This window comes from Cohnella abietis, assembly GCF_004295585.1.
Classification (GTDB): Bacteria; Bacillota; Bacilli; order Paenibacillales; family Paenibacillaceae; genus Cohnella; species Cohnella abietis.
Map to the genome: position 1 here is coordinate 939,590 of NZ_AP019400.1, position 23,416 is coordinate 963,005.

A 23,416-nucleotide genomic window follows, 5' to 3' on the forward strand; every position below is an offset into this window, starting at 1 on the left:
TTACTAGAGTAGGCGATGACAATGCTCTTAACCGGATTAGCAGGAGTGCTAGCTACGGTGGCTGTTATAGTAACAATCCGTACGATGTTATCCTCCTCAATAGGCAAAGTGTTAGCAATGGTTGTTATGGCAGTAGGAGCAACTTTAGGCGTGACAGTGGATACAATCGCTTTAAGCTCAGGTGTCACAGCGATGACAGCAGCTTCGTTTGGTATAGTTTGTGGCGCGTCCTTGGTAATCGTGTGCAATAATGCATTACATAAGCGGATAAAGAAAGCCAAATTGGAGCGGCATTTTTGATGTCTAAGGGAATCTCCAAGGGGATTTCTATCGGAATGCTAATGTAACGTCTAAGTTAACTTCTAATGGAGTTTCTATCGGGATGTCTAACTTAACTTCTAAGGTAGATTCTAACGGTAAAAGACACTAACCCAGACAGGGTAGCGCCTTTTATCGTTTTTTTGATATGGAGCTGCTTCGTTGCGTACTTCAACTTTATACACTAACTGTAGCCTCGATTAACTAAGCCCACCGAATATTGCCATCCGCGCCGAAAAAACACACTGAGGGCTACTAAGCTCGTCGCAAAAGCTCATCTGCGGCGAAATAACGCACTGAGGGCTACTAAGGGAGCAGCAAAAGCTCATCCGCGTCGGAATAACGCACTGAGGGCTACTAAGATCGCCGTAAAAGCCCATCTTCGTCGGAATAACGCACTGAGGGCTACTAAGGGAGCCGCAAAAGCTCATCCTCGGCGAAATAACGCACTGAGGGCTACTAAGATCGTCGCAAAAGCTCATCCGCGCCGGAATAACGCACTGAGGGCTACTAAGATCACCGCAAAAGCTCATCTGCAGCGAAATAACGCACTGAGGGCTACTAAGATCGTCGGAAATGCTCATCCGCGTCGGAATAGCGCACTGAGGGCTACTAAGATCGACGAAATTGCTCATCCGCGGCGGAATAACGCACTGAGGGCTACTAAGTTGCCACAAATGTTACTATCCGAGCCACGCATACTCAACCCCGGGGGATTAAAATAGATAGCCCCACCTGCTCCGAACGAGTCAATTCGACCGCTCGGAGCAGGTGGGGCTAAGTCGCCCGCCAATCCGCAGCGCATCTTCGGCTCAATTAGCAGCCAACTTTACCCAATCACGCTCCGGCGTAGGGTAAAGAGGTCCTTCAGCTCGTCCGTGGAAAGCTCGGTTATCCAGCCTTCGGAGGAGGAGATGACGTTCTCGCTAAGCTGCTGCTTGCTTTCGAGCATCTCATCGATGCGCTCCTCCAGTGTGCCGAGGGAGATAAACTTGTGTACTTGAACATCACGAGTCTGGCCTATGCGGTAGGCGCGGTCTGTTGCTTGGTTCTCGACGGCCGGATTCCACCAACGGTCGAAGTGAAATACGTGGTTTGCCGCGGTCAGGTTTAGGCCGACACCGCCTGCTTTAAGTGAGAGAATAAACGCGTTCGGCTGATCAGCAGCAGGGGGTTGCTCGGCTGATTGGAACTGGTCAATCATGCGATCGCGAGCTGCCTTAGACGTGCTTCCGTTCAGGTAAAGCACAGGCTCCTGAAGCTCTTGCTCAAGAACAAGCTTGAGCATTTCCCCCATGCCAATGTACTGTGTGAAAATAAGGCAGCGCTCGCCCTCTTCTCGAAGCTCTTTAACCATTGCGAGCAGGCGTTCCAGCTTCGAAGATCGGCTAATTAACAATTCGGTATCGAGGATTGTACCATCAGCCGACACCGCAGCCGCAGCAGAACTTGAACCTGACGCGCTAACAGATCCCAATGCCAAAGCCGCTGCAGAAGCATCCTCAGGCAAAGCTTCCTTCGTCAGCAGTATCGGGTGATCACATAGCTGCTTAAGCCGAGTAAGCGTAGCAAGGATAGCTCCCTTACGTTCGATGCCCTCAAGCTTCTGCATTTTCTCCATGAGTTCATTAACTGTTTGCTCATAGAGCGCGCCTTGCTCTGCAGTCAGATTGACATAGGTTTTCATCTCGTTCTTATCTGGTAAATCAAGCTGGATAGCAGGGTCTCTTTTCTTCCGGCGCAGCATGAAAGGCTTAATCAACCGCTGAAGGTCGGCCGTACGCTGCCCATCCTTTTCTTTCTCTATCGCATTAGCGAACTGATTGTTAAATTCGCGAGAGCTTCCCAAATAGCCTGGGTTAATAAAATCGTATAGAGACCAAAGCTCCGCCAATCGATTCTCGATAGGCGTTCCGGTGAGCGCGATGCGATGCTTTGCAGGAAGGCTTCGCACAACAGTGGATTGTTTGGTTTGAGCATTTTTAATATTTTGTGCCTCATCAAGACTAATAGAGGTCCAGGTTAGACCCTGCAGCGTTTCTTGATCAAGAGAGCAAGTTGCGTAAGAGGTAAGCACAACATCTGCGTTCATCGCTTCCTCAACAAACGCTTCTCCTACAAGGCGACCGCTTCCGTAATGCAGCATAACCTTCAGAGAAGGAGCAAACCGGTTAATTTCCTTCTGCCAATTACCCAGAACAGAGGTTGGACAAATAATGAGCGAAGGTCGCTTGTTGGGATCAGCATCAGGTGTGTTTTCTTTAATATGCAGCAGGTAAGCAATCAACTGCACGGTTTTGCCAAGCCCCATGTCGTCTGCAAGGCAAGCACCGAGACCAAACCGGCGCAGGAAGGAAAGCCATGCGTAGCCTTCCTGCTGATAAGGCCGGAGCTCCGCTCGGAGTCCATCCGGAACAGCTAGCTTCGGATGCTCCGTCTGCTGATTCAGCTGGCTGATTAGCTTGATTAGATGCTCGTTCAGCTCGACTTCGAGCCTAACACGCTCAGCATTCTCAGCTTCTTCCTCGGCGGAGCTCCCATCCTCTGCTGGGATGCTCTCTGAACTTCCAAGAAGGTGAAGCTGCAGCACGTCCTGGAAGGAAAGACCTTGATTTTTATCAACACTGGCCATTGCTCTGCGAATTTGAGCGAGCAAAGCAGGGTCGAGCTGAATCCATTCTCCCCTGAAGCGTACAAGCCTTACATTCTTCGCCACAAGCTCTGCGAATTCAGCTTCAGACAAATCGATTTCACCAATAGCAATGCGCCAATTGAAATCGATAATAGAATCAAGCCCGAACAACGAGCCGCCAGCTCGGCTTCCTTCACCGGAGCTAACCTTAGCACGAAGCCGAGGCTTCTTCCGACTAGCAGCTTCCCACCATGCGGGAAGAAGCACTTGCCATCCGGATTCCAGCAGGCGCTGGCTGTCCGCAGTTAAGAACCGCCAAGCTACCTCATCATTCAGTTCACCGGAAAGAATATCCTCGTTCTCTGTATTCAGAATTCCCGCAGGAAGACTTACTCGCAGTCTCTCCAGCCAACTGGCAGAGCGCTGCCTAATATGTGTTGTCCACTCGCTAGGCCACGACCCAAAAACCTCGCCGTAATCATTCATCCGAACATGTGAAATTCCGGCAGCGTCCCGTTTATTTTGCAGGACAAGCTGAAGACGCCATGCAGCCACCTCATCATCGGGTTCAAGCAGCTGTAAAGCCGGGCGGAAGGGAGCGTTGTCTGCTTTCCAGCCAATGGAGACTAACCATTCCTTCTCGTCCATGCCTGTAGCAACGGTATGATTTTTAGAGAAAAGCAGGGGATGCTCTCTCCTCAAATCGGAAGCCGTCGCCTCAGTCCCATAGTGATTATGAAAAACTGAAGCAGAGAAGGCTGCCTTCAACGCTTCGACAAAGTCAGGTTCAGTGCTCAATTCATCAAATAAAGCCCGTTCATCTGACTCTAAAATCTCTTCATCCCAAGTCCATTGCAGCTTACCCGATTGGAAAGCAGAATAGCTAGGAATGTAATGTTTGTCATCGATTAATGCACCTAGTAAGGGAGCGATTTGCACTAAATGTGCCGCTAAGTCGGTCCAAATCCACTCTACATGTCTTAGAGACTTAGGCTCAGCGAAAAATGGAATGACCATCTCGGCGGGCAGTAGGACAAGCTCAAGCCCTTCGATATAACGGGTTTCTAGCTCGGTACCGTAGAAGGAAGCCTCGTGCCAAGCGAATAGAGCATGCTTAAGCGCTACTCCGGATGCATAGGTGTGCTCGTTATAAGAGCCGTGAATCAAAGCATTTCCTTGTCCATCAAAAATGGTTACTATACTGAGCGATTCCGTATACATACTCATTGCAGCAGTTTTCCTTTCCTAAGCTCCTCTTGCAGCGCCCGTAGCCGACTATTACGGCTTAAGAATGAGTCGAAAAAAAGCTCCCAACGCTGCTCTTGCTTCATTTTTTTGTATAGCTTAGCTAATCTTTTTAACATTTTAACGGCGGATTTGTAGGCATCCCGGTTTTTAAGAAGCACATATTTCTCAATAGCCTGGTGGTAGAAGGGGAGCAGCACCTCAGGAGCATTTTTCTCCAAGGGCTGTAGCTCAGCTACCCGGAAATCGAGAGGGTCGCTATTCATGGTCAGATGGTAGTCAATCCAGCGCTCCCACTTTTCATTAATCAACAGCTTCTCCTCGTATATAGCGCGAGAATGAGGAAGCATGGAAGCGAGAGTTTCCCACATTTGTTGCTCTGCTCGAGGCAAGTGTTGGGCGGCCAGATCCCAATAGCCAGCATAAACTAGAATACTAGGGCTTCGTCTTACAGTGAACAGAGGAGCAACTTCTATTAGCCAATTCGTCAAGCGTTCCCATTGCTCGTTCTGCGAAAGGTGCACTAGGAAAAATATGATACTATCCTCGGGGATATTATTCTTCTCTTGCGCCTTATTAAGCAGGCTTTTTGCGACATCATCATGACCTTGATACAGATGCATTCCGCTTTGGGCAATGGAGTAGGTAATTGAAGAGAGGGTTGATCCGAGCTCCTGTGCTTCTTGCGCAAGCTGCTTAAGCTCAGTTGAGCAAAGGTCCTCATTGTCCAAAGTGGGGGACATCCAGAGGGTCCAGGCGCCCAAGTAGTTATACAAGAAGTAATGTTTATCATTCTTTTCCACAAGCATTTTCTTACGTAAATGGATGATAGTTTGCGCGACTAGTGAGGCGTTATCGGGCTCAGCTGCCGGGATAATGATACTTTCAATCAGCTTCTCAACCGTTTCCTGTATATCGGAAGCTGCATGGTGAGCGTGATAAGCGAGATAAGAGTACATATATCCAGACTGATCCTGAGGCAGCTTCGATAGCTCGGAGAGAATGAATAGACGGGCATGTAGACTGAAAAAGAGATCTAAAACAGGTGGGAGCTCAGGTTTAATCTTATAAATGGCTTTTAGAGCGTCTTGGGAAAATTGTATATTCTGAGAGCGTTGACTTAAACGTGCAGTGCAGCGCTCAAACAATTCATGCCACTCATGCACACTCATACTTTTCATTTGAGAAGCTTGCTCTTTAATCTCTGCTGCTTCTTTAGCCGCGTTACTTGCTTCAATTTTCTTAGCTTTGCTATAGCTCATCGCATGAGAAACAGGCTTAGCAGATGGTTGGGGTGCGGTGACCGATTTGGCGTTCACTAACGTGTGAATAGATCGATTATGAAGGTCTGCATATTTGAGGAGTGCTGCAAACATATGCTTGCAGAAGCCCTTCACCGGACAATCACAACGGCTTGTCGTGAAAAAATCCAAATCAATGGAGACATGATAATTTTCTGAGCCTTCCACAATAGCCTCTATAGAACGGTTAGAGGGCATCGTTAACTTTAGAACATGAGCTTGCTTAAAGTATTGAAAACCCCGATTCAGGGTAACGTCTTCGAAATTATCAGCTACGTCTTGAACGAGCATATTCCACTGATCATCATCAATTTCATAATTTGGTGTCATTATTGTAAGCTCCTAACCGATAAAGGGATCATGCTTTGCACCAGAATACTGCTAGATGCAATCGAGTAGATAGACTTGTTTCGATCAGTATAGCACATCCAATAATAGAGGGAAGAATCGAAGCAGGGCTTATTATGAAAATAGGGTTTCAGGTCAAAGGGTTGAATTCCGCGGCGATCATTTTATTTGCTGGGGGAGTTGAACTCGGAATCGGGGCATGCTTCTATAGACAAGAAAATGGAATGAAAATCACATGATTTTACTAGCCAAAGCCGGAAGAGCCGGAGCTTCAACCGGTTCAATGTGAATATGAACGTGCGAGATATGATGGACCTCATAAATTATTCTTTCTATATTTTCGGTGATTTCATGGCTTTCGCTTACGTTAAGCTGATAGTCCACTCCAATCGTGACGTCGACTAGCTTGTTGTTTCCATGGATGCGAGCTTTAATGTCGATGATCGCTTCCACTCCTGGGATTTCGTTAATGGTTTGCTGAATTTCCTGTAGCTCTGCATCATCGAAGCCATCGGTAAGCGCATGAGAGCTGTCACGAAAAATGCCCCAAGCTGTCTTACAAATAATACCTCCCACAAGTAAGGCTGTTAGAGGATCCAGCCATGGAAGTCCAAATTGAGAGCCGATAATTCCGATAAAGGCACCAACACTTACAAATGCGTCCGAGCGGTTGTCTTGTGCTGCTGCCATAAGGGCGTTGCTCTTTATTTTTTTAGCTAAACGGAAATTGTACAAATAAACAAAATAGATAACAACGGCACAAAAAATCGCTGTCCAAGCCGCAATGCTGTCGGGTGATTCTAAGCTCGGTGTGCGAAACTTCATTATGGCTTGATAGAGAACTTGAAGTCCGACCGCAAACATGATAAACGAGGCAATTAGCGCGGCCACTGTCTCGGCTCGAAAATGACCGTAACGGTGATCGTTATCCGCCGGTTTTCGCGAAATTTTTAAGCCGATTAAGACAGCAAGTGAGGCGACAATGTCGGTCGAGTTATTCAATCCGTCCGCCATCAGTGCTTCGGAATTCGTAGAATGCGCAATTGCTAGCTTCAGCGCCGATAAGATGATATAAGCGACAATACTTAACCATGCGCCTTTTTCGCCTAGCTTGATGTCATCATACTTGTTTTCCATTTGCCGCACCTCGCTCCCAAACTCATCGAAGTTAATGATACTAGACAGAAGTTGTGTGGGTCTAGAGAAACAGTTTTGCTGTTATCATTAAAAATAAGCATGGGTAAACAGTGTTGAGCAGCTCCAAAAAAGTGAGATGAATGCTATTCTTCACTCTGTAATATATGGAAAATAATATTGACAACTGATGAGAAAAGAAAATATATTAGTTGTACATACAAAATAAAAAAAGCAGGTGCATATATATGGATGATGGATTTCTGCGTAATTGCTTATTTTTCACCGCTAACCGCTTAAGCCGCTCCATTACGAGAATAGCAGAGGAAGAGTTTGCATCAACAGGATTAAGTCCCATGTATGGTTATCTTATTTTGCTGATCAATGGGAGTCCTGGGATTTCGCAGAAGGAGTTGTCTGAGAAGTTATCTATTACGCCATCGACATTGACGCGGTTTATGGATAAATTGGAAGGCAAAGGGCTGGCAGAGCGTAAGGTAAATGGGAAAACAGTTCAAGCCTATCCCACAGTTAAAGGTAAGGAATTGGAAGGAACGATACGTCAAGCCTCCAAGAGGCTAAAGGAAAGCTACTCTGAGATTCTTGGCTTTGATGATGGTGCAAAGCTTTCGGATGAAATTCAAGCTGCAAGCGAACAACTAGAGAAGAAATAAGCTATTTCTTCTTTTAATATAGTTGTATGTACAAACAAAATACAAAATAACAGGATTGAGGACTAAGCATGAGCGCGAATAAAGCTTCAAGTAAATTATATTACGGATGGATTGTTGTTCTAATTACTTTTATCACCTTACTAGTATCAGCAGGAATTCGTTCATTACCTAGCGTGCTTATGATTCCACTCGAAGGCGAATTTGGATGGAGTCGTGGTGGGATTTCTGGCGTGGTGTCCGTGGGGATATTTTTATATGGCTTAATGGGGCCATTCTCGGCAGCTTTGTTACTTAGATTTGGTATTCGGAGGATAATGGTAGTCGCCCTAGCAGTACTAGCGGTTAGCCTGTCGATCACTCCGTTGATGACGGCGTTATGGCAATTTCAATTCTTATGGGGCTTCGTTGCGGGACTTGGGACGGGTATGATGGCTAACGTGCTTGGTGTAACTGTTGCTAATCAATGGTTTACGAAGAGAAAGGGATTAGTGGTTGGGATGTTAACAGCCAGTGCTGCAACCGGTCAGCTTTTATTTATGCCCTTAATGGCCCAAATAACGATAGATATGGGATGGAGATATGCGGTATATGCTGGCGTAGCTGCTGTTCTCATTGTACTTGTTATTGTTGCCATCTGGATGAGAAACCATCCGCACGACGTCGGTGCCGCTTCTTATGGTACGGAGGAAGTTGTTAAGCCAACTCCTTTCAAGGGCAATATTTTTCTCACTCCATTACGTGTACTCCGATCTGCGCTTAAGGATTCTACCTTCTGGCTGCTTGCCGGGACATTTTTCTTCTGTGGGTTCTCAACTAACGGCTTAATTGGTACGCATTTGATACCTGCCTGCGGAGATATCGGAATTCCAGGTGTTGTAGCTGCTGGGTTCCTTGCATTAATGGGATTGTTTGATCTAGTAGGAACGACTTTGTCAGGATGGCTATCCGATAGATTCGACAGCAGATGGCTGCTGTTCTGGTACTACGCTCTTCGTGGTCTTTCGCTCCTGTTCTTACCTCAGGCGCTTCAGATGGGTTACGTTGAGATGATGATTTTTACCGTTTTCTATGGTCTGGATTGGATTGCTACCGTACCGCCTACTGTAAAAATATCATCGAATGTGTTCGGTAAAGAGCAGGCAGGTATGGTTTTTGGCTGGATCGTTGTCGCTCATCAGATCGGAGCTTCTGTTGCTGCATATGGAGCAGGGGTTATGCGTGATTGGTTAGGCTCATACTCTATTCCATTCATTGCGGCGGGCTTCGTTTGCTTCCTCGCAGCACTGATGGCAATTAAGATTTCTAAGGAGAGCGCGTCAGTAACGGTACAAATGAATAAAGCAATGTAACTCCCTTCTTCGGAGCTGGCACATATCAAGCCCAGGAAGCGGGCAGTAGACGTGACATCACGAACTTTTCTGACTAGGTTTAGGAGTATTTACGAAACTCGGGGGTAACCTATTTCGTATTTAAATGAGATAATAAAAGATATTTCATTTATGCTCTTTAACGAAAGGAAGTTAGAAGTGAATAATTCACGCGGCCGATCTATGCTGATGGGGATCGGAGTTTTCCTGCTAGCTAAGTTTAAGTGGGCATTGGCTATGCTGAAGTGGACTAAATTTGGTGGTACATTCATATCGATGATAGTAAGCTTGGGTGCATATGCCGCCTTATATGGTTGGAAGTTTGGGGTTGCTTTAGTATATTTGCTATTCGTCCATGAAATGGGTCATGTTATCGCGGCTAAGCGCAAAGGCATACCGACATCTCCAGCCTTCTTCATTCCATTCTTAGGTGCTATGATTTCGTTAAAAGAACGTCCAAAGGATGCAGCTACCGAAGCTTATATGGCTTATGGAGGTCCGCTTGCAGGGCTAATTTCCTTCTTGCCTGCAGTCGTGCTTTATCAATATACCGAGGAACCGTTCTGGGCGATGGTTATTTTCATGGGTGCGATGATTAACTTGTTTAATTTGCTGCCTGTATCGCCGTTGGACGGAGGGCGCATCGTCTCGGTGCTTTCCACGAAAATTTGGTTTGTAGGTCTATTATTGCTAGGTGTATTTGTTGCTGTTTCTCCAAGTCCGATACTCTTTCTTATTATTATCATGGGACTTTTCTCTTGGTGGAATCGAGCTAAAGAGGGGCATCGGAACGCCTTGCTTTCTTACGAGAGAGAGAAGCTTATGGCCTACCGGGATGCCATTGCACATTGGCCGACTTTAACAACTACTTGGAATCTTAAGCAAGCGTTGTCTGCTGAAATCTCCGCTGCTGCTCAGGCGGCACAATCGGTTGAGGGTAAACGGATGATTCCTTTCCTGCATGATGATGAGAGGCTAGCCCGTGAGAAGGCGAGGATGGACCGTCACTATGCCGATCTGACTATGAACCTGCTGCAAGAGTGGGAGCATCAGCCGGTGGAGTATGCAGATGCAGATCCATCGCGTCCAATTCCTTCGAAGCTCCTTGGCATTGCTCAACAGACAGCGGATAATAAGATTCAGCAGCTGGAAGACGAGCTGAAGCAAAATAGAGCCTATTATGTAGCGCCGGCCTCTGTTAAGTGGAAGGTGCTAGTAGCTTATCTCCTTCTAGCTGGAGTGTTATCGCTATTCATGGTATATGGACATAACCTAATGGAGCTATATCGTTAAAATAATAAAGGGGCACTTTCTCTACGTAAGTGGGGAGGTGTCTTTTTGCTTGCTGCTCCCCGTAGCCCCGAGCGAACCCCGTTGTACGAAAGAATCGGGTAACGCGCCCCATACAAGCCAGTAGCGTACCTCGTTGTACGAAAGAATCGAGTAACGCACCCCAAACAAGCCCCGAGCAGACCCTGTTGTACGAAGAAATCGAGTAACGCGTCCCAAGCAAGCCAGTATCCGACCCCGTTGTACGAAAGAATCGAGTAACGCACCCCAAACAAGCTCCAAGCGGACCCCGTTGTACGAAAGAATCGAGTAACGCGCCCCAAACAAGCTCCGAGCGGACCCTGTTGTACGAAGAAATCGAGTAACGCGCCCCAAACAAGCCAGTAGTGTACCCCGTTGTACGAAAGAATCGAGTAACGCGCCCCAAACAAGCCAGTAGCGGACTCCGTTGTACGAAGAAATCGAGTAACGCACCCCAAACAAGCTCCGAGCGAACCCCGTTGTACGAAGAAATCGAGTAACGCCCACGACAATGTAGATACAGGAAGGGCGGGGCTACAGCAGAAGGCGTACTCAAGAGAGAACAGCCTAGAAAACAGCCCCCCAAGGAGACGATTTTAGCCGCACATGTTACAATGAAGCTACTACATTATTCCGTACCAACCGACAGGATGAGCTGAAATGGAACTTAACAATTGTGATAGGTGCGGAAAACTACAGTTACAGAAGCGAGGCATCTTGTGTACAGATTGCCAGCAACTGTATTTTAACGAGTCTCGAGTCATTAAAGAATATATTAAGATGAACCCTAGAGCTACAATGATGGATATCGTCCAGCATACCGGATTGTCTGTAAAAAGAATCAAAGAGATTATTATCTAATCATAATTGTGAATTGTGTAATTTTTATTGCGTGATATAATTAGACCAACCGGTCGGTCTATGGGGGTGCGTGATGGCTAGAGGACGCTCTGACGGCGAAGAAACTAAAAGACGTATAACGGATAAAGCGAAGCAGCTATTTATACAAAAAGGCTATGCAGCTGTAACGATGAACGAGGTTTGTGAGGCAGCAGCGGTTAGTAAAGGTAGCCTATACCACCACTTCTCTAGTAAGGATGAGCTCCTGCTACAGGTGTCGGAAGAGGACGCGGAGCAATGGATAGCAGAATGGGATCGTATACGCCAGCGGCTAACCACAACAGAAGAACAATTGTATGCCCTTGCTGAGCATTATGCGAATGATTTTCAGAATCCGTTGGTTAAGGCTCTAGAGGAATTTTCTCGAAGTCGCGTCATTACGGATGATGTTTTTGAGCGTTTGCTGAAGGTAAGTGAGAATACATCGCTAGCTTGTCGTGATGTTCTCCGAGAGGGGATGGAGCAGGGGGAGCTTATTGCTGGGGACCTCGATAGGCTCGTTATTATTGTAAGCAGTGTGTTCGAGGGATTATCCAAGCTATATTATATAGATAATCGCGAAACAGCTGAGAAGCAGATTTGGGTAAGTGAATTTTATCGGGATGCAGTAAATCTTTTGTTGAATGGAATCCGCGCCAAGTGATGAGCATGTGGCGCTTTTTTTTGCAAATTAATTAGACCGGATGGTCGGTCTAGACGGAGGGCGTCAAGTGTTACTAAAAAACCGAATATTCCGCATCATCCTCGCTTCCGATATTATACAGCAGTCGGCAATATGGATACGTAATATGGCTTTGCTGTTCTTTATAATGGAGCAGACGAATGGGAATCCAATGGCAATATCACTGCTAACTATACTTGAGTACGCGCCTATATTCGTTTTTTCTATTATTGGTGGGCTGTTAGCTGACAGATGGAATCCGAAAAAAACAATGATTGCAGGAGACTTGCTTAGCGCAGCGTCTATCGCTGTCATCATCCTGTTGGTGGAGAGTAGCTGGTGGCAGGCTGTTTATGGTGCAGTGTTCGTATCGGCAATACTAAGTCAATTTTCCCAGCCATCGTCGGCTAAAATGTTCAAAAGCCACATCCCAGAAGAGGATGTTCCAAGCGCCATCGGGATTACGCAAAGCATGTCATCTTTGTTCATCATATTAGGACCCATTCTAGGAACTACAATCTATCAATGGGCAGGCTTGTCAGCTTCTCTCATTGTGCTTCCAGTATTATTTCTAATTTCTGCTGCCATTTTATCGTTCCTGCCTAAAGAGGTAGTAGTAGCAGAGAAAACAAAGTCTACGTTCCGTGCAGATTTGTCCGCAGGACTCCAGTTTGTTAACTCTGAGAAAAGCCTCAAGAAGTTGTTCCTTATCTTTTCTGTCATTGGCTTGGCAGCCGGTTTGGTGCAGCCGCTCGAAATTTTCATTGTGACAGAGAGGTTAGGATTGTCCAAGGAGCACTTGCAATGGTTTGTAGCTGCAGACGGAATCGGGCTGCTCATAGGGGCATTAATAACAGTGGTATTCACTGGCTTGTTAAGCTTGAGATATTTGTTCCCGGTCGCAGTATTTTTCCTTGGAGTTACTTTTGCTGTTGAAGCACTATCTGTGTGGCCCATACTAACAGGTGTATTCCGCTTCGCCAATGGCATCCTGCTGGCTATTGTTAATACGGCGGTGGGTAGCTACATTATCACCAAAATACCGACTGAGATGGTTGGAAGGGTAAATGGAATATTCACACCGATATCCATGGCTGCTTTATTGCTCGGAACATCATCAGCGGGTGTATTAGCTCAAATGTTGGGTATTCTCCCTGTTTATATAATGGCGGCTGTCATTTGTTGGATTGTCATAGGGCCTTCATTTAAGCTGCATTTTCAGAAAGACACAAAAAATGAATTAACTAACGGTGTTAATATTTAACAGGGAAATTGTTACTTTAGCGTTGAGGCCACTAAATAGCGTATAATGCCTTAAGTCAAAAAAGAGGTTACACATACAACAAGAGGAGTGCGCCCATGAGCAATACGCTAAAGGTTCAAGATCTTATCAACTTGTTACTTGCCATGAATCCTCGGGCTGACGTATTTCGGTATACCGAAAATGGGGAATATCGACCGTTAGTAGCCGATGAAGTCCAAGAAATATATGCACCTGAAGAGCTTGCCAAAACTGTGGCACATATTGGCGGCCCTAATGAGGAATACCATAAATAGTCAGCGAGGATAAGCAGATGAAAAAGGGTTCGATCACGCTCGAGAATGGACAAGTTGTGGTTATGGAATTGTTCGACCAAGATGCTCCCGGAACCGTAGCTAATTTCGAAAAGCTTGCGAATAAGGGCTTTTACAACGGACTGACCTTTCATCGCGTTGTTCGAGGCTTCGTGGCTCAGGGCGGCTGTCCAGACGGAACCGGTCGAGGTGGTACTGACAAGATTCCTTGTGAAACGGAAAATAATCCTCACAAGCACGTTCGGGGAATCATTTCTATGGCTCATTTTGGGACGAACACGGGAAGCTGTCAGTTTTTCATCTCGTATGCAGAGTTTGATTATTTGGATGGTCGCCATACTGTCTTTGGTAGGGTAATTTCAGGCATGGAGCATGTAGATGCACTGAAGCGCGGCGACAAAATGCTTGAGGTTAAGGTATGGAACGAATAAAGAGTGGTTCTGAAATTGTTTCCATATGAGGAGTGCGATTAGAAAATAAGTCATATTTTGATTGATTGCAATTCCAAGTAATCCGATGTAGTATGTTCACAGGATCATGATAAGCAACTAGAGATACGGAGGGTTTAGTTTATGCGTAATCGTAAAAGCGTGTTTGGAATCATTGTTGTGGTGCTGTTAACCTTGTTGGTTAGCGCATGCTCAGGAAATAACAACTCAGAATCATCCCCATCGGCTAGCCCATCAGAGTCTCAAGCTACTGGCTCGCAGCCAGCAGCTGGAGATCAGCCGAAAGATGGCGGAAATCTTATTATCGCGGTGGGTTCAGATCCAGTCGTTCTTAACCCCCTCTATGCTGGAGATCGTGTAAGCTTAACGATTGACCAAGCATTATATGCTCCATTGTTTCAAGTAAATAGCGGTAAGAAAACTTTTTACTTGGCAGATAGCCTGACGCCTTCTGCTGATAATCTAACGTATACATTGAAGCTGAAAAGCGGACTTACTTGGCATGATGGCGAGAAGCTCACTGCTGATGACGTAGTATTCACGATTGAGAAGATCCTTGATGAGAAGCAAAATAGCTTCCTAAGAGGTAACTTCATAATCGGTGGCAAACCAATCCAAGCGGTTAAGGTTGATGAGACGACAGTTGACTTCAAGCTTCCACAGGTGAATCCAGCTTTCGAATCGACTTTGGTACAGATTACACCGATTCCGAAGCACATCTTCGAGAATGAGGCGAATATTGAGAAAAGCACTAAGAACAATACACCAGTTGGCTCCGGTGCTTTCAAATTCAAAGAATACAAAACAGGTGAGTACGTTACTCTAGAGAGATTCGATAACTACTTTAGCGGCAAGCCTCATCTTGATTCGGTAACTTACCGAGTTGCTAAAGATACGAATGCAGCTAATCTTGCGCTTCAGAGCGGCGAAATTAACATTAAATATCTAGATCCGCAAGACGTACCTACAATCCAAGCAACGAATAAATTCGAGATTCTGCCTTACAGCGAAGGTCGCTTGGGTTACGTCATGTACAATCAGAACAGTGATACAGGCTTGCTTAAGAAGAAAGAAGTAAGACAAGCTTTAGCGTATGCTTTGAACCGTGAAGAGCTCATTCAAGTTGCTTACACATCCAAAGAATATGCAGACCCGGCTAAGTCAATTTTGACTCCAGATGTATTATTCCAAACGAATGATGTAGCTACCTTCGATAACGATGCGGAGAAGGCTAAGGAGCTCCTTAAGGCTGCTGGTGTTAAAAACCTCAAATTGCGCTTCATTGTAAAGAGCGGCGATAAAGCACAAGAAGCAATCTCGCTATACACGCAACAGAAGCTTAAAGCAATCGGTGTAGATGTTGAGCTTAAGAGCATGGATGCTTCTGCGTGGGTTGCTAAATTCATCGACCAGAAGGCAACAGATTATGAATTAGCCATTACGGGTTATATCATGAGCTTCGATCCAGATAGCTACAGCATTCTGTACACTTCCGATGGCAGCTCTAACTATTCGCACTATGCGAACAAAGAAGTGGATGAGCTCTTCAAGCAAGGTGCAGGCGAAGCCGATGCAGCTAAGCGCGAAGCGATCTACAAGAAGATTCAAGAAATTACAGCAGACGATGCAGCGATCTATCCGATTGCCTATACAAAAACGATTGTAGCCGTTGATAAGAAATACGGTGGCATCGAAGAGGCTGTCTTGAAGCCTGTTGTTATATTCGAAGACTTGTCCAAACTTTACCTGAAATAAGAAGCGGGCAAAAAATAAGCTGGAAAGTTCAGCTTATTTTTTTGTCGAGATACGGATAGATTCAGAAACAGCTGGGAGAAGAAGCGTATGAGACAACTCATCGTCAGAAGATTATTGCAAACCGTGCCATTGCTGATCTTTGTTTCAATAGCATGCTTTGCCATGATTAAGCTGGCGCCAGGAGATCCTGTGCTTTCCTTCGTTACGCCGAATATGCATGCAGAGGATATCGAACGCATCCGGCATAACCTAGGCTTAGATAAGCCAGGCTATGTCCAATATTTTATTTGGATTAAAGAAACCTTGTCAGGGAATTTGGGCTATTCTCTTATTAATCATAAGCCCGTTTTAGGACAGATTATGGAGAGACTACCTGCTACCGCTGGTTTGATGGGTGCTTCAATTGGATTAGCCGTTCTGCTAGCTATTCCTCTTGGGTTAGTGGCAGGAGCCAATCGTAATCGTTGGATCGATAAGCTAATTAATCTCTTTTCCTACATCGGCATTTCGGTTCCCTTGTTCTGGCTTGCTATATTGCTCATGTATTTTTTCTCAATAAAGCTTCAATGGCTGCCTAGCATGGGAATGCGAACGATTGGGGTTAACTCCACAATAGACGTTATTAAGCATGGTATCTTACCATGTACAGTTCTTGCCTTCGGATTTCTGGCGATATATGTTCGATATATTCGTTCAAGCACGATTGGACAGCTTAAAGAGGATTATGTGCAAATTCAGTATGCTTTCGGTTCAACGAAAAGGACCATCCTGTTCAGACACGTGCTGAAGCATGTGTTGCTACCGGTCATCACATTGCTCGGATTGTCTTTAGCTGAGCTTGTGGCCGGTGCTATTGTAACGGAAACGGTGTTCTCATGGCCGGGGATCGGCTCCCTTGGTATGACAGCTGTGAAAGGTATGGATTACCCCGTTATCATGGGAATTACGCTGTTCTCTTCCGTCATGCTGATCGTCGGTAATCTGTTAGCCGATATTCTGTACGGCATAACTGATCCGAGAATCAAAACAACGAGGTGATCACATGAATCGGAGTAAATGGCGTAGTGTCGGCAACGAGCTATTATCGAACGGGCTAGGAATTGCGGGTGTCGTTATCTTAGTCGTATTTACGCTAGCTGCGGCCTTAGCTTTCCTGTCCCCTCAGGATCCGAATGCCCTAAATGTTATGGAGCGTCTGAAGCCGCCTAGTGCAGGACATTGGTTCGGCACGGATGACTACGGCCGGGACTATTTCACAAGGGCTCTCTATGGCGGGAGAGTATCGCTTATGGTTGGGTTTTCTTCCATGATACTTGCTACTGGAATCGGAGTGGCAGTTGGGGTAATCAGCGGTTATTTCGGAGGACTTATTGATAACCTGCTTATGCGTTTCTTAGAAGTTGTAATGTCTATTCCGTCCTTTCTTATTCTGCTGCTGCTCAGTGTATTTCTGAAGCCGAGCGTTGGCAATATTATCGTTATTATTTCACTCTTGATGTGGATGAACATTGCACGGATTATCCGGGCCGAGACGATGTCGCTGAAAGAGCGGGAATATGTTCTCTATGCAAAGGCTTCGGGCCAAGGGGCTTTCGGCATTATTGGCCGTCATATTCTACCTAACCTGATGCCTGTCGTCATCGTAGGCGCAACTAATAATATTGCATCTGCGATTATGATGGAATCTTCCTTGAGCTTTCTTGGCTTTGGTGTGCAAGCTCCTAATGCAACTTGGGGTAGCATGCTTAACAATGCGCAGGGCTATATCGCGCAGGCTCCTTATCTGGCTTTGTTTCCCGGCTTGTTCATCCTATTGACGGTACTTAGCTTTAACGTTCTGGGTGATATCCTACGCGTAGGCTTTGAGCCGAAATTGATTCGAAGGTAGTCCGGTGGCAATAGTAACAGTAAGGTGCTAAGGAGTGAATAAGAAAATGACAGAACGGTTGCTAACTGTTGAGGAACTTAAAGTATCTTTCTACACCCGGAGCGGCGAGAATCAAGCGGTCCGCGGGATTAGCTTTCATATCGATGCTGGGGAAACGCTTGGAATTGTCGGAGAATCGGGTAGCGGCAAGAGTGTAACTGCTAAGGCCATTCTGGGCTTAATCCCTCCTCCCGGCAAAATCATAAGTGGAGATATTAACTATAGAGGAAAAAGCTTGTCCGGAATAGCCGAGAAAAAGTGGCGAGAGATTCGGGGTAATCAACTGGCGATGGTGTTTCAGGATCCCATGACGTCGCTTAACCCGGTAAAGAAAATCGGCGCACAAATGACGGAGGTTATCCGTAGACATCGGGGCTTAAGCAAAAGCGAGGCACTTAAAGAGGCTATTGAAGGCCTGCGAGAGGTTGGCATTACGGAGCCCGAGCGCCGCGTTGACCAGTATCCGCACGAATTCAGCGGAGGCATGAGGCAAAGGGTCATGATTGCCATGGCCCTTTCCTGCAAGCCGGAGCTGCTTATCGCTGATGAGCCTACTACTGCTTTGGATGTGACTATACAAGCTCAGATTCTTGATCTTCTCAAGGAGCTAAAGAAGAACTCCAATACAGCTGTTGCACTCATCACTCATGATCTGGGTGTAGTTGCACAGGTATGTACCCGTGTCATTGTTATGTACGGAGGAATGATTATGGAGGAAGGGGCAGTGGAGGACATCTTCTACCGCCCTGGACATCCGTACACTCAAGGGCTTCTACGCTCTGTGCCTAAACGGGGAGGCGGGTCCCGTGAGCGGCTAATTCCGATCGAAGGGACACCGCCTGACCTGCTTGATCCACCTCCAGGCTGTCCTTTCATGGAGCGTTGTCCGCATGCGTTCGCAAAATGTGTGGAACGTCCACCGATGTTCGAGGTTGGTCCGGGTCAACGTGCGATGTGCTGGTTGTTGGATAACGGAGGTGATTCCGGTGAGTGAGCTCAAGAGTAAAAGCGATGTACTCGTAGACGTTAGAAATTTGAAAAAGCATTTTTCCAAAGGTAAAGACATATGGGGACGCCATACTCAGGTGCTTAAAGCTGTAGACGGAGTCAGCTTCCAGATTCGCCAAGGTGAGACATTCGGCCTGGTAGGGGAATCAGGAAGCGGCAAGTCCACGGTAGGTCGTTGCCTTATTCGATTATATGATTATACTGATGGTGAGGTTTACTTCGACGGACATAATCTATCGAAGCTTGGCGAGAAGCAGCTTAAGCCTTTTCGCAGTCGTATTCAGACTATTTTCCAGGATCCGTACTCCTCTCTAAATCCAGGCATGAATGTGCTTGAGCTGATTGGGGAGCCCATGGATATTCATGGTGTATTCAAGGGAGACGAGCGTAAGGACGCGGTTGCTGAGCTTCTGAAAAAGGTAGGGCTCAAGAGCGAGCATCTGTATCGCTATCCTCATGAATTCAGTGGGGGGCAGCGCCAGCGTATCTCCATCGCGAGAGCGTTATCGGTTAGACCGGAGTTCGTTGTATGTGACGAGCCGATCTCTGCTCTAGACGTATCCGTGCAGGCTCAGGTCGTTAATATGCTGGAGGATTTGCAGAAAGAATTCGGACTTACGTACTTGTTCATCGCTCATGATTTGTCTATGGTGCGGCATATTTCTGACCGGATTGGCGTTATGTATGGTGGGCGGCTTGTCGAAGTTGCGCCTAGCGATGAATTGTATGAGAATCCACTGCATCCTTATACACAGGCACTTTTATCCGCTATTCCAGTACCCGATCCTCGTGTAGCAAGTCAACGAATATTAGTGAATAATAAGATTGAGGATTATGGGTCAGGTAGTGATGAAGCAGCCCAGCTACGCGAAGTAAGTCCAGGTCATTTTGTTGCAGGCCACTAATGGGCTAAGTAACTTATGTCATTCATTATACGAGGGAGGAAGCTGAGCAATGGGAACGGCAAGCAGAGTGAAATTATCTCAAATGGACGCATTGATGGTGGAATCGTTACGCGCACTCGGTTGGACAAACGACGAGCTAGTTCGTAAAGTAAAAGCAGGCGAGCTTCCTGTAGACGAAAGTCCGTTCCACTTCAAGTATGAGCTGCTTACCGCTTTTGCTGCGGAGGAGCCAGAGGTATTCGAAGCGTCAGTCACAGAAGGCTATCAGATTAAATACAATACGGTTCGCGGCATTCGGAGCTGGATCTTGATTACATTCGGGAAAGAGCCTGAGCTATTGCTAGAGGAAGGCCAAGAAGCTGTTCACGTTAGTCTAACAGCGGAAGAAAAAGAAAAGCTAGCGAACACCTTGTCGTTCGGCTGGGCGATTAATGAAGAAGGGCAAGCATCTTCTGAAGGAGCTAGTCTGTATCGTATCGAGCCCATACAACGCTAAGAGATGGTAAGCCAGCTCCTCCTCTGAAGAGAGGGGCGGGGGCATAGTAAGAGCCTTCAATTCCCTTTTTATTAAGGGTTTTGAAGGCTCTTTTAGAAGACTGGCTTGGAAGCTAGAAATTTCTACTGTTTGACAAGCATCATATCTTTAACCGTGCGCCACTCGGCCAAATGCTTCTCAAGATCCGCTATGAGAGTATCGACGTCCTGTACGAACTGATCTCTCTCCACGCCTTCAAGATTTGGCAAGTCTTTAGGGGAAAGGTGGCTAGGGGCAGGTAATGTCGCAAGCAATAAATTCAGCATGCCCTCGATGAAGCTCGTAGGGACAGGATCTTCCTCGAAAATTTCGATAGACTCTGGCGCAGCGGGTCTATTGGGGTTGTACTTAGGTATGTCTCTTGATGAGTTCTCTGGTGCTTTTGCCTTTGTCGGGCTAGCCTCACTAGCAGGCGTCGTCGAACTATTTTCCGCGGGATCGGTTGAAGTGTCAGCACTATTCACCATTTCTGGTTCAATGATGCTCTTGCTCTTGGCCCGTTCCTTCTTGTTATGCTCAAATGTAGACCAGGTCTCTAGAAGCTGGGGTCCCGTCTTGAACAATAGCTTTCCTTTAGTGCCATCGGAAATTTCCTTGTCCTTAAATAGGCGAGCAATCCGCTTGACGTCAGGAACGGACATTTCGTCTGTCGCCATTATCATGGCGAGGGAATCGCGATATTCCATCGGCAAGTCCTTAAGGGGCATCAGTTGATCCTCAGTTAGCTTGTCCTTGCGGATTTCCGTACCGTATACAATGAGGGCTCGCACGGCAGGACTAAACTTCAGTAGGTCCAGTTTGTTCTTGATGTAAGCTTCTGGCTTCCCGAGCTTGCCGGACATATACTTAATGGAGCTGCTGAATTTAGGGTCATTCAGTAGCTTGTTGAATGCCTCGGCTTCTTCAATCGGAGAGAAGCCTTGTCGAGTCAGATTTTCCGCGATTTGCTCCAAGTAGATTTCCATCTCATCCGTAACATTGGAAACGATACATGGAATCGTTGGACGGCCCAGCATTTTACAAGCTTTGTAGCGCCTGTTGCCGTAGATAATCTTAAATCTGCCATCATTCGTCGTTCTTACTTTGATCGGGGAAAGAAGGCCGAGCTCTTCAATGCTACTCATCAATTCTTGAAGCGCTTCTTCATCGAACTGATATCTAGGTTGATCTGTATCTTCATCTACTAGGTGTGTTTGAATTTCAATAATATCCATTTATTTTCTCCTATCATTTGATTAGGTCGTCAATGGATGCGACAATGGGAACATATGTATTATATAACAGGGTTTGATTCCTGGGAATAAGATTGCCTTATTCAACTGCTGCTAATCGCTGTTTGCTGACCGCTTTTGTCGGTTTATTTTGCGTGAGATAGAAGAAAGCTGTAAGGTAGGTAGTACAAGTATTTATCATATACGATATGAACCAAAGGGGACAGTAACCTAATGACTATACAATCTCAGCAGGATATCGAACAGCTAATGAAGATTGGCAAAATTGTCGCATTAACCATTGAAGAAATGAAAAAGAGCGCCGAGCCAGGTATGACAACAAGGGAGCTTGATCTCATTGGCAAGAGGATGCTCGATCGATACGGGGCTACTTCCGCTCCTATGAAGGATGTAGCTTTTCCAGCATATACTTGTATTAGCGTTAATGAAGAGGTTGCTCATGGTATTCCAGGTGATCGTATTTTGCAGGCGGGTGATTTAGTTAACATTGACGTCTCAGCAGAGCTAGATGGATTTTATGCCGATGCTGGACAGTCGTTCCAGATTCCCCCGGTCACCACTGAGATGGACAACCTATGCAAGTATACCTATTCTACAATGATGAAGGTCATCTCTAGCTTAAAGGCTGGAGTAAAGCTGAATCAGATTGGCAAAATCATGGAGGATGAGGCGCGGAAAGGCGGATATCGAATCATAGAGAATCTATGTAGTCACGGAGTGGGCAAGTCGCTTCATGAGGAGCCGATTAATATACTTCCTTATTATGATCGTAGCGAGCGAAGAGTATTGAAGGCTGGTCAGGTCATTACATTCGAGCCTTTCCTGTCTACAGGAGCTACTTATGTTGTTGAGCAGGGCGATGGCTGGACGTTAACTGTTCCGGATAATAGCCGCGTTGCCCAGCATGAGCATACCATTATTATTACGAATGACAAACCTATTATTGTTACCGCGTGCTAAGTTTTAGAAAATGGAGAAAAGAGGTCGCACATAGATGGCAGCTAAGCAAAAATATTACGTAGTCTGGGTCGGCAGAAAACCAGGCGTCTATACAAGCTGGGCCGACTGCCAAGAGCAGATCAATAAATTTGATGATGCTAAATTTAAGTCATACGAAACTAGGGCAGCAGCTGATGAAGCTTATAAAGCGGGATGGAAGAAGCATTGGGGGCAAGGTCAGGGGAAAGGGAAGGTTTCTAGCGGAAGCTCCTTCAAGCCTAGCTCCTCTGGGGTAGAGACGACTGAGGAAATTGACTATAACAGTATTTCCGTCGATGTAGGGACAAGTGGTAATCCTGGTCCGGTGGAATATAAAGGCGTGGATACGCAAACGGGCGAGGTTATTTTCTCCAAGGGACCTCTTAAGAAAGGGACGAACAATCTCGGAGAGTTTCTCGCCATCGTTCACGGATTGGCGTATTTGCAAAAAATCGGAAGCAACAAAACAGTGTATAGCGACTCTGTTAACGCACTGAAGTGGGTCAAACAAAAATCGGTGTCCTCAACATTAGTTAGGGACGAGTCGACCAAGGAAATATGGGAGCTGGTCGACCGTGCAATTGAATGGTTAAAGACCCATTCTTATTCGAATAAGGTCGTGAAATGGCAGACGAAGCAATGGGGTGAGATTAAGGCCGATTACGGGCGGAAATAAGCTCACTTAGTAGTTACCAAGCAATAAACTGCCAATAAGATAATGCTGGATATACCTACGTAAAATAGAGCTTTAAAGAAGGTTCCCGAGACCGTATTCGTTTCTATTTGGGGGTCGGGAGGTTTAGCATCATCGGATGCTGGAGTTTCTTGAATATCGTTGTAGGTTTGCAAAATAAAGACTCCTTTCTTTGTGCTTGATCATTTTGTTTTATAGACGACTAATATCGCACTTCTTTGATCAGTTTTGTTGGCAACGATTTGTTTGCCAATTGAACCGTAACAGATATTAATGACTTGGTCATCCTGAAGGGTAGCTAGGAATTCATTTGCTCTTTTCTCCGCTAGGGAACTGTCTGTATCTACAAACTCTTTAACTTGAACCATCTGCATGCTCCTCTCGCATAAATCAACAATACAGATAGCACCCCGCACATGACGCTGCGGAATGCCCATATGGGATCAACATAGCATGGAGAGCAGTAA

Annotated in this window: 24 protein-coding genes; 18 read left to right on the plus strand and 6 right to left on the minus strand. The window is 46.1% G+C overall.

What is annotated here, in order from left to right; all coding sequences use genetic code 11:
- Nucleotides 1-15: 15 nt before the first annotated feature.
- Nucleotides 16-300, plus strand: coding sequence for a hypothetical protein (locus KCTCHS21_RS30700; protein WP_145988919.1), 285 nt, complete (start codon nucleotides 16-18; stop codon nucleotides 298-300).
- Between the two features lie 847 nt (nucleotides 301-1,147).
- Here KCTCHS21_RS30700 and KCTCHS21_RS03790 read toward each other — a convergent pair.
- Together KCTCHS21_RS03790 and KCTCHS21_RS03795 are read right to left on the minus strand one after the other, a co-directional pair.
- On the minus strand, nucleotides 1,148-4,177 hold the full coding sequence (locus KCTCHS21_RS03790) for a DEAD/DEAH box helicase (protein WP_130605200.1): 3,030 nt from the start codon (nucleotides 4,175-4,177) through the stop codon (nucleotides 1,148-1,150).
- Nucleotides 4,174-5,826, minus strand: a complete 1,653-nt coding sequence (locus KCTCHS21_RS03795) for an SWIM zinc finger family protein (RefSeq protein WP_130605201.1) — start codon at nucleotides 5,824-5,826, stop codon at nucleotides 4,174-4,176. Before KCTCHS21_RS03795 ends, KCTCHS21_RS03790 begins: the two co-directional genes overlap by 4 nt.
- Nucleotides 5,827-5,960: 134 nt before the next feature.
- On the opposite strand from KCTCHS21_RS03795, the gene KCTCHS21_RS31625 reads away from it, so the two are divergent.
- On the plus strand, nucleotides 5,961-6,083 hold the full coding sequence (locus KCTCHS21_RS31625; RefSeq protein ID WP_331871787.1) for a hypothetical protein: 123 nt from the start codon (nucleotides 5,961-5,963) through the stop codon (nucleotides 6,081-6,083).
- Here KCTCHS21_RS31625 and KCTCHS21_RS03800 read toward each other — a convergent pair.
- Entirely contained in the window at nucleotides 6,076-6,981 is a 906-nt protein-coding gene (locus KCTCHS21_RS03800) for a cation diffusion facilitator family transporter (RefSeq protein ID WP_130605202.1), read from the minus strand. The genes KCTCHS21_RS31625 and KCTCHS21_RS03800 overlap by 8 nt on opposite strands.
- A 245-nt stretch (nucleotides 6,982-7,226) precedes the next feature.
- On the opposite strand from KCTCHS21_RS03800, the gene KCTCHS21_RS03805 reads away from it, so the two are divergent.
- From KCTCHS21_RS03805 to KCTCHS21_RS03870, 14 genes are all read left to right on the plus strand, one after another.
- Nucleotides 7,227-7,652, plus strand: a complete 426-nt coding sequence (locus KCTCHS21_RS03805; protein WP_130605203.1) for a MarR family winged helix-turn-helix transcriptional regulator — start codon at nucleotides 7,227-7,229, stop codon at nucleotides 7,650-7,652.
- Nucleotides 7,653-7,720: 68 nt separating this feature from the next.
- The gene (locus tag KCTCHS21_RS03810) at nucleotides 7,721-9,001 is read left to right on the plus strand and encodes an MFS transporter (protein WP_130605204.1); all 1,281 of its coding nucleotides are present in this window, start codon (nucleotides 7,721-7,723) and stop codon (nucleotides 8,999-9,001) included.
- 201 nt (nucleotides 9,002-9,202) lie between these two features.
- A complete protein-coding gene (locus KCTCHS21_RS03815; protein ID WP_408621790.1) occupies nucleotides 9,203-10,312 on the plus strand; it encodes a site-2 protease family protein in 1,110 nt (369 codons plus the stop codon).
- A gap of 678 nt (nucleotides 10,313-10,990) precedes the next feature.
- The gene (locus KCTCHS21_RS03820; RefSeq protein WP_130605206.1) at nucleotides 10,991-11,191 is read left to right on the plus strand and encodes a hypothetical protein; all 201 of its coding nucleotides are present in this window, start codon (nucleotides 10,991-10,993) and stop codon (nucleotides 11,189-11,191) included.
- Nucleotides 11,192-11,264: 73 nt separating this feature from the next.
- Nucleotides 11,265-11,873: a TetR/AcrR family transcriptional regulator gene (locus KCTCHS21_RS03825; RefSeq protein ID WP_130605207.1), complete on the plus strand. Its 609-nt coding sequence runs from the start codon at nucleotides 11,265-11,267 to the stop codon at nucleotides 11,871-11,873.
- Nucleotides 11,874-11,913: 40 nt separating this feature from the next.
- A complete protein-coding gene (locus KCTCHS21_RS03830) occupies nucleotides 11,914-13,155 on the plus strand; it encodes an MFS transporter (protein ID WP_130605208.1) in 1,242 nt (413 codons plus the stop codon).
- A gap of 95 nt (nucleotides 13,156-13,250) precedes the next feature.
- The gene (locus KCTCHS21_RS03835) at nucleotides 13,251-13,448 is read left to right on the plus strand and encodes a hypothetical protein (RefSeq protein ID WP_130605209.1); all 198 of its coding nucleotides are present in this window, start codon (nucleotides 13,251-13,253) and stop codon (nucleotides 13,446-13,448) included.
- Between the two features lie 17 nt (nucleotides 13,449-13,465).
- Nucleotides 13,466-13,897, plus strand: coding sequence for a peptidylprolyl isomerase (locus tag KCTCHS21_RS03840; protein WP_130605210.1), 432 nt, complete (start codon nucleotides 13,466-13,468; stop codon nucleotides 13,895-13,897).
- Nucleotides 13,898-14,038: 141 nt separating this feature from the next.
- Nucleotides 14,039-15,670, plus strand: a complete 1,632-nt coding sequence (locus tag KCTCHS21_RS03845; RefSeq protein WP_130605211.1) for an ABC transporter substrate-binding protein — start codon at nucleotides 14,039-14,041, stop codon at nucleotides 15,668-15,670.
- An 87-nt stretch (nucleotides 15,671-15,757) separates the two neighbouring features.
- The gene (locus tag KCTCHS21_RS03850) at nucleotides 15,758-16,708 is read left to right on the plus strand and encodes an ABC transporter permease (RefSeq protein WP_130605212.1); all 951 of its coding nucleotides are present in this window, start codon (nucleotides 15,758-15,760) and stop codon (nucleotides 16,706-16,708) included.
- Nucleotides 16,709-16,712: 4 nt separating this feature from the next.
- Nucleotides 16,713-17,558, plus strand: coding sequence for an ABC transporter permease (locus KCTCHS21_RS03855; RefSeq protein ID WP_130605213.1), 846 nt, complete (start codon nucleotides 16,713-16,715; stop codon nucleotides 17,556-17,558).
- Nucleotides 17,559-17,604: 46 nt separating this feature from the next.
- On the plus strand, nucleotides 17,605-18,591 hold the full coding sequence (locus KCTCHS21_RS03860) for an ABC transporter ATP-binding protein (RefSeq protein ID WP_130605214.1): 987 nt from the start codon (nucleotides 17,605-17,607) through the stop codon (nucleotides 18,589-18,591).
- Complete coding sequence (locus KCTCHS21_RS03865) at nucleotides 18,584-19,510, plus strand: ABC transporter ATP-binding protein (RefSeq protein ID WP_232058063.1); 927 nt, start codon at nucleotides 18,584-18,586, stop codon at nucleotides 19,508-19,510. Before KCTCHS21_RS03860 ends, KCTCHS21_RS03865 begins: the two co-directional genes overlap by 8 nt.
- Before the next feature lie 49 nt (nucleotides 19,511-19,559).
- Complete coding sequence (locus tag KCTCHS21_RS03870; RefSeq protein WP_130605216.1) at nucleotides 19,560-20,006, plus strand: hypothetical protein; 447 nt, start codon at nucleotides 19,560-19,562, stop codon at nucleotides 20,004-20,006.
- A gap of 122 nt (nucleotides 20,007-20,128) precedes the next feature.
- Here KCTCHS21_RS03870 and KCTCHS21_RS03875 read toward each other — a convergent pair whose 3' ends face one another.
- Complete coding sequence (locus KCTCHS21_RS03875) at nucleotides 20,129-21,259, minus strand: ParB/RepB/Spo0J family partition protein (protein WP_130605217.1); 1,131 nt, start codon at nucleotides 21,257-21,259, stop codon at nucleotides 20,129-20,131.
- Between the two features lie 231 nt (nucleotides 21,260-21,490).
- Here KCTCHS21_RS03875 and map point away from each other — a divergent pair, with 231 nt between their 5' ends.
- Both map and rnhA read left to right on the plus strand, forming a co-directional pair.
- On the plus strand, nucleotides 21,491-22,237 hold the full coding sequence (gene map / locus KCTCHS21_RS03880) for a type I methionyl aminopeptidase (protein ID WP_130605218.1): 747 nt from the start codon (nucleotides 21,491-21,493) through the stop codon (nucleotides 22,235-22,237).
- Between the two features lie 34 nt (nucleotides 22,238-22,271).
- A complete protein-coding gene (rnhA, locus tag KCTCHS21_RS03885) occupies nucleotides 22,272-22,931 on the plus strand; it encodes a ribonuclease H (RefSeq protein ID WP_130605219.1) in 660 nt (219 codons plus the stop codon).
- A gap of 2 nt (nucleotides 22,932-22,933) precedes the next feature.
- Here rnhA and KCTCHS21_RS30795 read toward each other — a convergent pair whose 3' ends face one another.
- Both KCTCHS21_RS30795 and KCTCHS21_RS03890 read right to left on the minus strand, forming a co-directional pair.
- Nucleotides 22,934-23,104 carry a hypothetical protein gene (locus tag KCTCHS21_RS30795; protein ID WP_157993941.1) on the minus strand — a complete coding sequence of 57 codons (171 nt, stop codon included), beginning with the start codon at nucleotides 23,102-23,104 and terminating at the stop codon, nucleotides 22,934-22,936.
- Between the two features lie 27 nt (nucleotides 23,105-23,131).
- Nucleotides 23,132-23,317, minus strand: a complete 186-nt coding sequence (locus KCTCHS21_RS03890) for a hypothetical protein (RefSeq protein WP_130616331.1) — start codon at nucleotides 23,315-23,317, stop codon at nucleotides 23,132-23,134.
- Nucleotides 23,318-23,416 lie beyond the last annotated feature (99 nt).